We start from the raw sequence: 14,593 nt of genomic DNA, 5'->3' as shown, positions 1-14,593 counted from the left end.
AATGAGTATTATTCTCATTAAAAGGTCGACAGTGTACGGTCTAAATCAGTAAAAAGGCATAAAATAAGCTCATCTAAATGGTTGGGGAAGGGGAATTATTTATTAGACTTAAGTTGTAAATCGGCTATTTTTAGCAATTTTTATCAATGTCTAAACTAAAATTTATAAGTTATTTTCCATCAAGTCGATATGTATGATAGATAAAATGCGTCGATTAAAACATTTAAACGATTAAAAAAGCGACTTTTTAGCCATAAAAAAAGCACCATTATTCATTTTAAAAATAATGGTGCTATATCTATAAATTATGACTTGGCGAAAATTAACGCTGTTCGCGATTGATATCGAGATAAAAAACTTTGGTTAGCAGTTCAAGGAATTTATCTACAGCCACAGAACTCGCCGTTTTTCGGTAACTTACGTACAGGTCTAGATACGGTAATTCGACATCTAAAGGACGAATCACAGTATTGTTCATGGTTAATGGCGCGATGTATCCCGGTAGGATCGTGCAGCCTAAGCCCATGCCGATGGAGTTAATGTTAAACAGGATATTGTCGGCTTTTTGCACGATATTAAATTGAACGCCATGGTTAGAAGCAAAGTCTAAAATGGCTTCATGCAATGTGCCTGATTGTTCGCGTGCAGGAATGATAAAATCAATACCATTCAATGCTTTAACTGGAATACGTTCGTACTTCGCTAAAGGGTGATCTTTGGGTAAAATAAAGATCAATGGTTCACGTAGTACAAACTGACTTTCAATTTCGTCGCTATGAAAGTTATTGCGAGTAAAAGTGATATCTAGTTCACCTTTTTGCAGTAATTTCATCTGATCGCGATTATTTAAACTAAGTAATTCAATTTTGAGTTCTGGGTTTTGAACACGCAGATTTGGCAAGACGTATGGGAAGATTTTCATCTCTGCGACAGGCACAAAACCAATGCGCAGCATCTGTTGTTTGGCTTGTGAAACCTGACGTGCCATCGCTACGGCCTTGTCTGCTTGAGCTAGTGTCAAACGTGCTTGTTCTAGAAATACGGCACCTTCTTCTGTGAGCTCAACTTTGCGTTTAGTCCGGTGCAACAATTTTACGCCGACATCTTCTTCAAGATCTTTAATTTGTTGGCTTAAAGAAGGTTGAGCAGTATAAAGTTTTAACGCAGCTTTACTGAAATTGAGTTCTTCAGCAACAGTAATGAAGTAGCGTAAGTGTCGTAATTCCATATAATCAACCCGTGGAGTAATCCAAAAAATGTCTTACTTAGAAGTTCGTTCAGTATAATCTATAAACAACTATTGCGTGAGGATTATTTTGCCATTCACGAAATAAATGGTGTTCTCGGTAATTTAAAAAAAATACTATAAAAAAAATCTACCGTAATAATCCATAAAATCTCTTAATTAAAACAAAATAAATATTTCCCGAATATCGCTCTAAAATCCATCATCGTTGAAAAGTTGAGTCTATTACTTTGTGCCTTATGGTCACAGGAGAGCTTTTCATGAGTGGAAAAATTGATGTGCGCGAAATCGATGCTTTAGTCGATGCACAAAATGGACGTATCACGCCATCTATCTATACCGATCCAGACATCTACGAACTTGAATTAGAACGTGTGTTCGGTCGTACATGGTTATTCCTATGCCATGAGAGCCAAATTCCTAAAGCCGGCGATTTCTTCAATACCTATATGGGTGAAGATCCAATCATCGTGGCACGTCAAAAAGATGGCTCAATCAAAGCATTCTTAAACCAATGTCGTCACCGCTCTATGCGTGTGAGCTTCGCGGACTGTGGTAATACACGTGCGTTCACTTGCCCATACCACGGCTGGTCATACGGTATTGACGGTTCTCTAAAAGATATCCCGCTTGAAGATCGTGCTTACCCACATGGTGCATGTAAAGAGCAATGGGGTCTGGTAGAAGTTAACCGCGTTAAATCATACAAAGGCTTAGTATTCGGCTGCTGGGATGAAACAACTCCAGATCTAGAAGAATACATGGGCGATATCGCTTGGTACCTGGACGGCGTTGTAGACCGTCGTGAAGGTGGTACTGTGATCGTTGGTGGTGTACACAAATGGGAAATCGACTGTAACTGGAAATTTGCAGCTGAACAGTTCGCTTCTGACCAATACCACGCGTTGTTCTCTCATGCATCTGCGATTCAGGTGCTTGGTGCTAAACCAGATGATGAATCTTCTAAGAAATTAGGTGCTGCACAAACTGCCCGTCCAGTTTGGGAAACTGCCAAAGACGCGATCCAATACGGTTCACGTGGTCACGGTTCAGGCTTCTTCTTCACTGAGAAACCAGACGCAAACGTATGGGTGGATGGTGAAGTAGCAAACTACTTCCGTGAAACGTATGAAGAAGTGAAAGAACGCCTAGGTGAAACTCGTGCACTGCGTCTTGCTGGTCACAACACCATGTTCCCAACACTATCTTGGTTGAACGGTACTGCAACGCTTCGTGTATGGCACCCACGTGGTCCAAACAAGACTGAAGTATGGGCATTCTGTATCTGTGATGCGGACGCGCCAGAAGATGTACAAGCAGCATTTGAACGTTCTGCAACACGTGCCTTCGGTCCTGCTGGTTTCCTAGAGCAAGATGACTCTGAAAACTGGATCGAAATCCAAAAAGTATTACGTGGTTATAAAGCACGTCAAAACAAACTCATTATGGAAATGGGTAAAGGCAACGAGAAAGTACGTGAAGATGGTATCCCGGGTATCACTAACTATATTTTCTCTGAGACTGCAGCACGTGGTATGTACCGCCGTTGGGCAGATTTATTGATTCATGAAAAATGGGAAGACGTTGAAGCTGCGGCTGACGAATATGAGAAGGAGCTTATGAAATGAGTCAAATTAGTTTAGAACTCCATCACCAAATTAGTCAGTTTCTTTATCGTGAAGCAAAATTGCTTGACGATTGGAAGTTCCGCGATTGGTTAGCTGTATTAGCTGAAGATATTTCTTATACGTTACGTACAACACCAAACGCGCAAACACGTGACCGTCGTCGTTCGATTGAGCCGCCAACAACTTGGGTATTTAACGATACTAAAGATTTGTTGGAACGCCGTGTAGCTCGTTTAGAGACAGGTATGGCTTGGGCTGAAGAACCTCCTTCACGTACAACACACATGGTTTCAAATGTGATTGTTGAAGCGACTGAAGTTGAAGGCGAATACGACGTTTACGTAACGTACTTGTTGTACCGTACCCAGAAAGAGAAAGATGTAACAATCTACTGTGGTAAGCGTCACGACAAGATCCGCAAAGTCGACACTGAGCAAGGTTTCGAAATCTTCAACCGTAAGATTACCCTTGATCAGGTGACTTACAACTCACATAACCTGAGCGTGTTCTTCTAATGAATAAGATTTTTGTTTGCCAAGTTGACGAATTAGACGAAGGCGAAGCATTGAAAGTAGATTGCGGCGTTAACGGTATCGATGCGCTTGCAGTATTCAACAACAATGGCGAATTTTTCGCGATGAACGACCGTTGTTCACATGGTAATGCTTCAATGTCTGAAGGTTACCTTGAAGATGATGGCACTGTTGAATGTCCACTTCATTCGGCTCGATTCTGTTTGAAAACTGGTCAAGCATTATGCTTACCAGCAACAGATCCTATCAAAACATTCCCTGTGATTGTTGAAGATGGTGCTTTATACGTAGAGATGGCAGGAGAGTAATCATGGGTTGGCTACAAGGCGAAGTTGCACTTATTACCGGTGGTGGTTCAGGCTTAGGCTGGGCATTGGTTGAACGTTTCTTAGAAGAAGGTGCACAAGTTGCTGTTCTTCAACGTTCTCAATCGAAAGTTGATGCATTGAAAGAACATTTTGGTGACCGCGTGCTTGCGATCGCAGGAGATGTAGCCAGCTATGAAGATAATGTTCGCGCAGTTCAAGCAACTGTAGAACATTATGGCAAACTTGACTGTTTCGTCGGAAACGCAGGTATCTGGGATCATTACGCAGATATCGTCAATACATCGGGTGAACAGCTGGAAAAAGCTTTTGATGAGATTATGGGTATTAACACCAAATCTCTCATCTTAGGTGCCAAAGCTGCACTTGATGCATTGATAGCTTCAGAAGGTTCTATCATATTTACTTTGTCTAACTCAGCACTGTATTCGGCAGGCGGAGGCCCTGTATACACAGCGTCTAAGCATGCTGGCGTTGGGATCATGAAAGAATTAGCCTACGAGCTTGCGCCTAAAGTACGAGTGAACGCTGTTGCTCCGTCGGGTATGAATGTAAACATCAAAGGTGCTGCTTCTTTAGGCCAAGAAAACCTCGGTCTACTCGATGCACGTGATCCTGAGAAGATTGCACGCGGCATGCCGCTCAATTTCTTACCCGAACCTGAAGATATGACTGGTTCATACGTGTTATTGGCTTCTCGTCAAAACAACCGCCCATTAACTGGTGTTTTAATTAATGCTGAATGTGGTCTGGGTATCCGTGGTTTACGTCAACCACGTGCTGGCTTCTTTGACGAGATTTAATTCGCCAAATACGTAAAGGACTTACTCGGCAGCCGTCTTGGCTGCCTTCCGTTTAGGAGTCACCCATGGCCGTTAAACTTATTTGTGCATCGCACAGTCCCCTAATGGAATTCGCTTCTCCGCAAGAGAAATACAAAGAGGAAAAAGTTCGCGAAACTTTTGCCAAACTTGCTAAAGAAGTTGAAGACTATAATCCAACATTGATCATTACTTTTGGTCCAGACCATTTCAATGGTTTCTTCTATGACCTCATGCCATCTTTCTGCGTCGGTATTCGTGCCAAAGCAGCAGGTGATTGGGATTATGGTAAAGACAATGACCACATTAATGTGCCTGAAGAAACAGCAATCAGTCTGGTTCGTCGCGTATTGGATGAAGGTGTCGATGTTGCATACTCTTATCGTATGCAAGCAGACCACGGTGTGACTCAACCATTACATTTCCTTTGTGGTGGCAAGCTCGATCGTTATCCAACGATTCCAATTTTTATCAATGGTGCAGCTGCACCGATGCCAACAACCAAGCGTACAGTCGCTTTGGGTCGTGCAGTCGGTCAGTTCATTAAATCATTGAACTTAGAGAATGAACGTGTACTTGTTTTGGGTACAGGTGGTTTGTCTCATGATCCACCAACGCCGCAAATGGGTTCAGTTCCACCAGAAGTGGAAGAGTTCCTGATTGCAGGTCGTAATCCAACTGAAGAGGCACGTAATACACGTCAAGGCAAAATCATTGCTGTCGGTCAAAAACTCGCAGCGGGTGATACTTCTGTCGCAGTGCCTTTAAACCCTGAATGGGATCGCGCATTGCTTGAGACGTTTGCCAAAGCTGACTTTGTTGCAATTGAAGCGATGACTGAAGCTGAAATTCGTGTTGAAGGCGGTCGTGGTGGTCAAGAAGTTCGTTCTTGGATGGCTGCTTTTGCTGCACTACATGAAGTGGGCGAATACGACATGACAACACATTGCTACGAAGATATTAGTGAGTGGATTGCGGGCTTCGGCATCGTATCTGCAGAATTGAAATAAGGAACAAACCCATGAGCCAAAATGGTATCGAAACCATCGTTATTGTTGGAGCTGGTCAAGCTGGTGCTAGCGCCATTTTAGAACTCCGTGCGAACAAGTATGAAGGCAAAATCATTTTGGTGGGTGATGAAACACATCTTCCTTATGAACGTCCGCCTTTGTCTAAAGACGTAATTCTAAAACCTGAAGAGACCAAAATCGAAATTCTGTCAGAAGAAAAATTGGCAGAACTCGGTGTTGAACATATTCGTGGCAATGGCGCTGTGAAAATCCATAGCGATGCAAAAACAGTTGAACTGAAAAATGGCGAAATTGTTGCATTTGACAAGTTGCTTCTAGCAACCGGTGGTGCAGCACGCCGTTTACCGAATTTCGATGCTTTGGGTAAACACGTTTATACCTTACGTAACCTTGAAGATTCACAAGCATTGGTGCCTGTATTACAAGCGGGTCGCCGTATTGTATTGATCGGCGGTGGTGTGATTGGTCTTGAGCTTGCTTCTTCAGCACGTTCTAAAGACTGTATCGTGACCGTGATTGAAATGGGTCCAATGGTGATGGGGCGTTCATCTCCACGCGTATTGAGCGAATTCTTATTGGCTCAACAACGTCTTGCAGGTGTAGATGTTCGTCTTTCGACTTCTATTGCTGACTGTAAGCTTGATGGCGAAGAAGTGGTGATCACGCTTGAAGGCGGTGAAGAACTTCGTGCCGATGCAGTGATCTATGGTATTGGCATTGTGCCAAATGCTCAACTTGCGGTTGATGCAGGTTTAGACGTTGATTTTGCCATTAAAGTGAATGATAACTGCCAAACTTCGCATCCAGATATTTATGCAGCGGGTGACGTTGCGACTCAGCTTCGTGACTGTGGTAACCACCGTCGTGTCGAAACTTGGGAAAATGCGAACTTGCAAGCAGGTATCTTTGCTCGTCATGTAATGGGTGTTGAACATCCAACCCCAAATCCAGCGTGGTTCTGGACAGATCAATTGAATATCAACTATCAATTTGTAGGTGATATGGCTGCAAGCGAATGGATCGTTCGTGGTGAAATTAAACCTGAATTGGCGGCTGAGTCTTCATTTGTATTGTTTGGTGTAACTGACGGTGTCATTGTTGGTGGTATTACGGTGAATGCTGCGAAAGAAATGCGTCATTTGAAAAAATTGATTAGCAAGAATGCGGCGTTTGAAGCGGATAAATATTTAGATTTAAGCCAAGATTTACGTAAACTTGTAAAGTAAGCTGAATGTCTAAGAGGAGCAGACTTACGGTAACGTAGGTCTGTTTTTTTATGTCTTTAGTTTTAGCGTCGCACTTATAAAGCTATTTTGTAGTCCATGTATATAGTTTTAGCTTATGTAGATCTATTCAACGGTTTTAATCCTCCCCAGCCCTCCTTTTTCAAAGGAGGGAGTAGTCTTTGTGAAGAATGGATTTCGTTTAGATGTTTCCCTCCTCTTTTTTTAAGAGTGGTTAGGGGAGATTATTGATCGTTTGAAGAGAAGTCCTTATACCCCAAACGATCGGGTGGCATTCATAACGCCTCCAATTTAGTTGATAACGGGGAGAACAATAATTGGTCTTAAACTTTATTAGTTAATGGTCTTACGAGTAGTTCCAGATCTGAATAGTGGGTTTCAGGTTCAGTCGTTAGAACAATCAAATTTGAGAATGAAATGAAATCTTCACTGCCGCTGACGGCAAGTATATATGCTCTTTTGGTACTGATTTGGGCGACGACGCCGCTCGCGATTGTGTGGAGTGTGCAGGAAATACATCCGATGTGGGTGTTGATTATCCGTTACTTCGGCGCATCTATTATTGCGCTGTTTCTGTTGAAATTGATGCGTGATCCTTTGCCGTTTGATGAAACCTCATTAAAAAGTTATGTGGCAGGGAGTTTGAATTTGATTGGCGCACAGTTGTTTATTTATCTGGCAGCCAATTATCTCACCTCTGGTTTAATGGCACTGATTTTTGGTTTTTCACCCTTAATTGCCGGTTTGATTGGGCATGTAATATTAAAAACACATAAATTGGTCGCTTTGCAGTGGTTGGGCATGGCGGTTGCAGTGGGTGGTCTAACTTTTGTCTTTGCAGATTCTGCTGATAGCAAAGTCAATCCAATTGGCGTTGTACTGATGCTAATCAGTATGGTGTCATATATCAGTTCGATTTTTTGGGTGAAACAGATTAACGCACCGTTAAAGCCGATGTCACAGGCAACCGGTTCCCTGATTGTTTCTGCTTTAGGATCGATGCTCATTATTCCTTTTATCTGGCAGCATTTTCCAACAGAATTGCCAAGCGGCCGTGCAATGATTGGATTTGTCTTTACCATGATCATGTCATCCATTGTGGCAATGCTGTGTTACTTCTGGCTGATCAAACGTTTGGCCGCATCAACGGTGTCACTCAGTAATGTGATGACACCTGTCATAGCATTGGTTTTGGGAGCTACGTTGAACAGTGAACATATTAGCTCCAATGCCTTTGTTGGAATCGTGGTCGTGATGTTTGGTATTGTGATGTACTTTTGGAAAGAATGGCGCGAGCAATATTTTAATAAAGTACGTTGAACCGTGTACATCTACAGAATTATAAGGAAGCTGCGGCTTCCTTTTTTTTCTATCCCTTTGCGCTAAAGAGCGTTTTTCACATGGAACATGATGGCATTGTCGAAACAATCGACAGTTGGTGTAAAAACAACAAAATAACAAACAACAGCTACAGTCAGTTTGAGTACTATGGAATGAGCTATAAAATCAAATAGATCTGTTTGATAAAAATAAATTTAGGACAATTTTAAATGTCTGAATCTAACAAAATCGTGGTATATGCAGCGCTCTTCGGCAATTTAGCGATTGCACTGGTGAAGTTTGTCGCTGCCTATATCACGAATAGTTCGGCCATGTTGAGTGAAGCTATTCACTCTGTGGTTGATACTTTAAATGAAATCTTACTGCTCTACGGTATGAAAAAATCGCAGCAGCCAGCAAATGCACGCCATCCGTTTGGCTATGGGAGAGAGCTGTATTTTTGGGCTTTTATTGTGGCGTTGATGGTCTTTGCTTTGGGTGCGATCGTGTCGATTTATCAAGGGGTTAGTCATATTTATCATCCCGAAGAAATGCAAAATCCGATGATTAACTATATCGTATTAGGTATTGCGATTTTGTGTGAAGGGACGTCTTGGTTTGTGGCACTCAAAGCATTTCGTAAAATCAAAGGGAAACAGGGCTATTTTGAAGCATTTCGACGGAGTAAAGATCCGACGACATTTACCGTGTTATTTGAAGATTCAGCAGCGCTGATTGGTCTGTTTATTGCCCTGATCGGTATCTATTTATCACACGCGCTGAATATGCCAATGCTTGATGGTCTGGCATCAATTCTAATTGGGGTTGTACTCGCTATTTCAGCAATTTTACTTGCACGTGAGACTAAAGGATTGCTCATGGGAGAAACTGCTGACCCACAATTGAGGCATAATGTCTTGATGGTTGCAGAGCAAGATCCAGCAGTGCATTCTGCCAATGGGGTGTTAACAGAGCAGATGGGTGCACATCAAGTTTTGGCATCTTTGAGTCTTGAATTTAAAGATAATTTAACGTCAGATGATATAGAAGCTTGTGTCAACAGAATTGAAGCACAAATTAAACAGCTTCATCCTGAAATTGTGGCACTCTTTGTCAAGCCTCAATCTCGGAAGGTTTGGCTTGAGCGCATGAAAGGTCGTCTTGATCAATAGGTCTGCGAGGTTAAATACTTTGCAAGGTTTGTCAGCATAGTGAATGAATTTTAAATACACATGAATCAAAAAACTCAATCAGCACAGTTTCAAATCAGTACTAAAAGCTGTATGAAACATACGTGGACGAAGCCTGTATTTGATTATCTGGCAACTGACCATTTTAATGGGGAAAAATTCTTTAATACCCTTCGAAATCCAGATGCGTTTACGCGTAAAGATATGCTGAAATGGATCATGACGCGTAAAAGCGATACATGGAAAGTAGATCGTGAGCAAGAATACCAACAGTTTTTTGCTTCTTCGCGTAGCATTCCGCACAATCGGCCATTGGCTAAAATGGATGATTGGTTGGTTTGGTTTGTCGGACATGCGACGGTTTTGATTCAAATTGGGCCATATAATTTTTTGACCGATCCTGTATGGGCGGAGTATGCAGGCCCACGTCAAGGGACTGGACCACGACGTGCTTGTCCTGCAGGAATTGCCTTAGAAGAATTACCTACAATTCATGGGGTTTTACTGAGCCATAATCATTATGATCATATGGATTTAGCAACCTTGAATTGGTTACATGAACAATTTGCTATGCCGATTTATACTGGTTTAGGCAATGCTTATTATTTACCCACACATTTCAATGTCATTGAACTTGATTGGTGGCAATCGGAAATGTTTGAAGATTTGCGTATCGTTTATACGCCTGCACAGCATGGTTCAGGTCGTGGTTGGCGAGATCAAAATCATGCCTTATGGGGAGGTTTTTCCATCGTGCATAGTACAGGACATTTCTTCTTTGCTGGAGATACGGGCTATGCCGCACATTTCAAACAAATCCATACACGCTTAGGTGCACCCCGAGTAGCGTTATTACCGATTGGAGCTTATGAGCCACGTCGTTTAATGAAATATTTGCACATGAATCCCGAAGAAGCTTTTCAGGCGCATAAAGATTTACAGTCAAAATGTTCATTGGCAATGCATTATCGGACTTTTCAGTTGACTGATGAAGCTAGAGACCAACCTGAACATGACTTACATCATGCAATGCGAAAAACATCAAAGTTAATGAATCCATTTTTAACCATGCATGAAGGCAAAAAATTGATTGTTTAAGGATTAATAGAAGGTAATTGGAATATTTAATGCCAAGAAAAAACCACCTTAAAAGGTGGTTTTTTTATTCAAAGATAAAACTTAAAGCAAGCCAGGATTACCTTGAGCTGGATCAGTTGCACGAGCAGCTTGCGCATCCGCTACAGTTAAGCCTAATGCTTTTGCAACACCTTCACCATAAGCTGGATCACATGCGTAACAGTTACGGATATGACGATATTTGATGAAGTCGAGTGCATCGCCCATTGCGCCAGCAGTGTTATTAAACAATGCTTGTTTTTGTTCATCATTCATTAAGTTGAATAATGCACGTGGTTGACTGAAATAGTCGCTGTCATCTTCGCGGTAATCCCACAAGTCAGCATCACCAGTAATTTTCAATGGTGGTTCTTTGTATTGTGGTTGCTCTTGCCATTGGCTGAAGCTGTTTGGTTCATAATGCGGTGTTGCACCATAGTTACCATCCATACGGCCTTGACCATCACGACGGTTGGAATGAACAGGGCAACGTGGTGCATTTACAGGAATTTGGTAATGGTTTACACCCACGCGATAACGTGCAGCATCAGCATAGTTGAATAAACGCGCTTGCAGCATACGGTCAGGTGAGAAGCTAATGCCCGGCACCAAGTTACTTGGTGCAAAAGCGGCTTGTTCAACATCTTGGAAATAGTTTTCAGGGTTACGGTTGAGTTCGAATTCACCCACTTCAATCAACGGATAGTCGCCTTTAGGCCATACTTTGGTTAAATCAAATGGGTGATAAGGTACTTTTTCTGCATCAAGTTCAGGCATAATTTGAACGTACATTTTCCATTTTGGAAAATCGCCGCGTTCAATTGCATTGAACAGATCGGTTTGTGAGCTTTCACGGTCTTTGGCAATAATCGCTTCAGCTTCAGCATCGGTTAAGTTTTTAATGCCTTGTTGAGTGCGCATGTGGAATTTAACCCAGAAGCGTTCATTATTGGCATTAATAAAACTGAAAGTATGACTGCCAAAACCATGCATATGACGGTAACCATCTGGAATACCGCGGTCAGACATCACAATCGTAACTTGGTGTAGAGCTTCAGGTAGTAAAGTCCAAAAATCCCAGTTATTAGTTGCACTACGCTTATTGGTTTTAGGATCGCGTTTTACTGCTTTGTTTAAGTCAGGGAATTTACGAGCATCACGTAGGAAGAAGACAGGGGTGTTATTACCAACTAAATCCCAGTTACCTTCTTCAGTATAGAATTTAAGGGCAAAACCACGAATATCGCGTTCTGCATCTGCAGCACCACGCTCACCCGCTACGGTAGAGAAACGAGCAAAAAGTTCAGTTTTTTTACCAACTTCTGAGAAAATTTTAGCGCGGGTATATTGGGTAATATCGTTAGTCACGGTAAACGTACCGAAAGCACCAGAACCTTTGGCATGCATACGACGCTCTGGAATTACTTCACGAACGAAATTACCGAGTTTTTCATTAAGCCATAGGTCTTGGGCAAGTAAAGGACCACGTGCACCTGCCGTCATACTGTTCTGATTATCTACAACAGGAGCACCAGCATCAGTTGTTAGGTGGGTGACAGGACATTTTTTAACGTCGTCGCTCATTGAGTATCTCCATTATTATAATCATGTATTAAAGTTGGGAGTTATAACCTTTAAATTGATAACACGCTCAACAGCACATGACATTAACCGTTTTGTTAATTCATTTTAAAGTGACAATGTGACAACAGTTTTTCTCTTATTCTAAAATTTTTCAAGCAGCAATCAATCGAAGAGAAGTTATAAAACTGTAGCCGTTAAAAGCTTAAAAATCTTTATATACTTATTGACTCTAAAGCTTTCTGTGGCTTTTTACAAATGGAAAAATAGTTTTGAATAAATGGTTAATTCGATGAATCAAGTTGTTGAATTTAAATTATTTGTTTATATATTTTGTTTTAATATTTTATCGATGAATTAAACTCAAATATATCGCTATGATAGGTAGAACAGGACGAAATATTTAAACCCATATTTTTATTATGGATTTTGGCCTTAATATAGGTTTTTTTAGCTGATTCTAGTTAATGAAAGACATTTTTATGTTGTTAATATTGCAGAGTTTTTCAACATTAAAGATATTATTTAATACTTAAAATAAGCTAAAAATACAGCTGAAGAAATATTGGCAAGTGGTCTAAGTTGTTTTAGAAAATTGTAAATAAATTCTTTATGGGGTGATGGTTGGCACACCTATCTTTATTGTTATCAGGTCAGGTGTTGTCACTCCAGCGTGTATCGATTCCTACATCATTCAACATACTAGGCAACCTTACGTGATCGCATATCGTAGTTGAGGGGGTTAATGGCGAACCCATTTTGACCTCGGGATATATTTTACGCCCAAAAGGATAAGCACTTAAACAAGACTGGAACGTATTGGCATGAGCACATGGCACGACTGTGTGGCTGATACAAGTGCTCCTTCAAGTGATTATACAATGGGCCTGTATATAGTTTGCAACTAGTCATAGATGATGCAATCGACAGTTGTTTGAGGCATGGCTATGTAGTGGTTGCAACAGATTATAAGGACTGGGTAAGCCAAAACTGCACCCTCATATGAATGTAGTCAGTTAAGTTTATAATGTGGTGGATTCTGTACATGCACTGCATTCTTGGAAGCCGTGGCAATTTAATAAAGACTGGATGGTGATGGGGCATAGTCAAGGTGGTGCAGCTGTGATTGCGGTTGCAGCTCAGGGACAAAAAGATGCGCTTGAATTGAATCTTAAAGCTGCAATACCCTTGGCACCGGGTGGTTATCAATATGAATGTATTGCTGAATACGTAGAAACCAATCCAAATCCAGATACCAATGTAGCGGCATTTTTCCCAATCATGTTGTTGGGAGCAGCCGCAGCAGATCCATCGATCAATGTAAATCAACTGGTTAGTCCAGATATGCAGTCTTTACTAAATCAGCCCGTAAACGCTGTTTATCAGAACTAAAAAATTAGTTAAAACAAGCACCTCAGCCAATCTTTTAAAAAATTCAGACTTAAGGCCATCCCTAAGCTATTTAAAACGGCAGTCGATTGAATATATGACCCTAACCGTAATACTGATGTTTGTTTAAGGCGCCGCAGACCATTTAGTCGATCACCTTGGTACTCAAAGTTATTACCAGAAAGTGTGCAAATAAAAATTGCCAGTAGTTATCAGGCGATCCCAAATGGCTATCCTCGGGGTGCATTAGGCCATAGTCCAAAATATACGGCTGAATTTTTAAAGAGCTTACAACTGGCCAGCATTGCAAAGGCGTATAAATGAGATAAGTAAGCTGGCAATAAAAGCTTAACTTCTAAAGCACTTTTATTGAAGGATGAACCAAGTGATGAATGATTTTCTTCTACCGTAAAAATGAATTTCCTAAATATCTAAAATAACTGGTTTAAGAGCCGGTTTTTTTGTAAATAACATGACTTTATTTTATTCACCGATGCATTTGAAACGTCATTAGACTTGTCCGCGAAGTCTAATCGCGCAACATATGAATTATATCTCGCTTTAATTCATCCCATTCAGTAAAGTTGGGTACGATCAACAAGCTTTGCGACACAAAGCCATAACACACTCTTTGTATATTTAAAGCCATTGGCTTGAGCTTTTCCTCGTTATTTATAAAAGGCTTAAGCATGTGTTGCCATATTTGCACCATCATGACATAACTTTTACGGTAACTTTCAATATCTGAAATCCGCCGTTCCAATAAAAACACCTGGGACCATAAAAACTGCTGCGCTTGAATTTGCTCAATTTGAAAGTGGATGATTTGCTGTAAATACTCTTGAAAATCCAAATCTGTGGATAACTTGATCAGCGATTGTGCATAAGTTTTCATCTGTTCGGCATTGTGTTTCACATGCAAATGAATGGTTAGCGCAATCAAATCTTCCTTCTTAGAAAAATATTCATAAAATGTCCCTAAGCCAACGCCTGCAAGGTCGGTAATTTCACGAATGGTAATTTTGCCGGCAGGGCGCTCATGCAAAAGCCGAACAAAACTTTCCTGTAAGGCTTCTTGGGTGAGCTTTGCACGTGATTGACGCGGCTTACGCCGTATCTGAATGGCTGAATTCTTCATATTGTTAAGCGCTGAAAACCGAACGTCTAT

Annotated in this window: 13 protein-coding genes; 10 read left to right on the top strand and 3 right to left on the bottom strand. The window is 41.2% G+C overall.

Going from position 1 to position 14,593, the window contains the following annotated elements; all coding sequences use genetic code 11:
- Positions 1 to 322: 322 nt before the first annotated feature.
- Entirely contained in the window at positions 323 to 1,228 is a 906-nt protein-coding gene (hcaR, locus tag FTT92_RS07810; protein WP_078192775.1) for a DNA-binding transcriptional regulator HcaR, read from the bottom strand.
- Between the two features lie 278 nt (positions 1,229 to 1,506).
- On the opposite strand from hcaR, the gene hcaE reads away from it, so the two are divergent.
- The 9 genes from hcaE to FTT92_RS07765 all read left to right on the top strand — a co-directional run bounded on the left by hcaE (position 1,507) and on the right by FTT92_RS07765 (position 10,437).
- Complete coding sequence (gene hcaE, locus FTT92_RS07805; RefSeq protein ID WP_078192774.1) at positions 1,507 to 2,874, top strand: 3-phenylpropionate/cinnamic acid dioxygenase subunit alpha; 1,368 nt, start codon at positions 1,507 to 1,509, stop codon at positions 2,872 to 2,874.
- Positions 2,871 to 3,389 carry a 3-phenylpropionate/cinnamic acid dioxygenase subunit beta gene (gene hcaF, locus FTT92_RS07800; protein WP_067763936.1) on the top strand — a complete coding sequence of 173 codons (519 nt, stop codon included), beginning with the start codon at positions 2,871 to 2,873 and terminating at the stop codon, positions 3,387 to 3,389. The genes hcaE and hcaF overlap by 4 nt, the downstream gene beginning before the upstream one ends.
- A complete protein-coding gene (gene hcaC, locus FTT92_RS07795) occupies positions 3,389 to 3,715 on the top strand; it encodes a 3-phenylpropionate/cinnamic acid dioxygenase ferredoxin subunit (protein ID WP_067763933.1) in 327 nt (108 codons plus the stop codon). The genes hcaF and hcaC overlap by 1 nt, the downstream gene beginning before the upstream one ends.
- A 2-nt stretch (positions 3,716 to 3,717) precedes the next feature.
- Positions 3,718 to 4,536 carry a 3-phenylpropionate-dihydrodiol/cinnamic acid-dihydrodiol dehydrogenase gene (gene hcaB, locus FTT92_RS07790; protein ID WP_078192772.1) on the top strand — a complete coding sequence of 273 codons (819 nt, stop codon included), beginning with the start codon at positions 3,718 to 3,720 and terminating at the stop codon, positions 4,534 to 4,536.
- 65 nt (positions 4,537 to 4,601) lie between these two features.
- Positions 4,602 to 5,564 (top strand): 3-carboxyethylcatechol 2,3-dioxygenase, encoded by a 963-nt coding sequence (locus FTT92_RS07785; RefSeq protein ID WP_180171798.1) that lies wholly within the window; start codon positions 4,602 to 4,604, stop codon positions 5,562 to 5,564.
- An 11-nt stretch (positions 5,565 to 5,575) separates the two neighbouring features.
- Positions 5,576 to 6,811, top strand: coding sequence for a 3-phenylpropionate/cinnamic acid dioxygenase ferredoxin--NAD(+) reductase subunit (hcaD, locus tag FTT92_RS07780; protein ID WP_180171797.1), 1,236 nt, complete (start codon positions 5,576 to 5,578; stop codon positions 6,809 to 6,811).
- 435 nt (positions 6,812 to 7,246) lie between these two features.
- Complete coding sequence (locus FTT92_RS07775) at positions 7,247 to 8,149, top strand: DMT family transporter (protein ID WP_078192769.1); 903 nt, start codon at positions 7,247 to 7,249, stop codon at positions 8,147 to 8,149.
- A 230-nt stretch (positions 8,150 to 8,379) separates the two neighbouring features.
- The gene (locus FTT92_RS07770) at positions 8,380 to 9,321 is read left to right on the top strand and encodes a cation diffusion facilitator family transporter (RefSeq protein ID WP_180034972.1); all 942 of its coding nucleotides are present in this window, start codon (positions 8,380 to 8,382) and stop codon (positions 9,319 to 9,321) included.
- A 60-nt stretch (positions 9,322 to 9,381) separates the two neighbouring features.
- Positions 9,382 to 10,437, top strand: a complete 1,056-nt coding sequence (locus FTT92_RS07765) for an MBL fold metallo-hydrolase (RefSeq protein WP_078192767.1) — start codon at positions 9,382 to 9,384, stop codon at positions 10,435 to 10,437.
- An 81-nt stretch (positions 10,438 to 10,518) separates the two neighbouring features.
- On the opposite strand, the gene FTT92_RS07760 is transcribed toward FTT92_RS07765, so the two are convergent.
- Positions 10,519 to 12,039 (bottom strand): catalase, encoded by a 1,521-nt coding sequence (locus FTT92_RS07760; protein WP_111884100.1) that lies wholly within the window; start codon positions 12,037 to 12,039, stop codon positions 10,519 to 10,521.
- A gap of 1,026 nt (positions 12,040 to 13,065) precedes the next feature.
- On the opposite strand from FTT92_RS07760, the gene FTT92_RS16840 reads away from it, so the two are divergent.
- The gene (locus FTT92_RS16840; protein WP_180171796.1) at positions 13,066 to 13,428 is read left to right on the top strand and encodes a hypothetical protein; all 363 of its coding nucleotides are present in this window, start codon (positions 13,066 to 13,068) and stop codon (positions 13,426 to 13,428) included.
- 526 nt (positions 13,429 to 13,954) lie between these two features.
- Here FTT92_RS16840 and FTT92_RS07750 read toward each other — a convergent pair.
- A complete protein-coding gene (locus FTT92_RS07750) occupies positions 13,955 to 14,563 on the bottom strand; it encodes a TetR/AcrR family transcriptional regulator (protein ID WP_180171795.1) in 609 nt (202 codons plus the stop codon).
- Positions 14,564 to 14,593: the final 30 nt, after the last annotated feature.

Origin of the sequence: Acinetobacter sp. YH12023, from assembly GCF_013420135.1 — a bacterium.
GTDB lineage: Bacteria > Pseudomonadota > Gammaproteobacteria > Pseudomonadales > Moraxellaceae > Acinetobacter > Acinetobacter amyesii.
The sequence above is the reverse complement of the archived record's forward strand: the minus strand, read 5'-3'. Positions and strand labels throughout refer to the sequence as shown.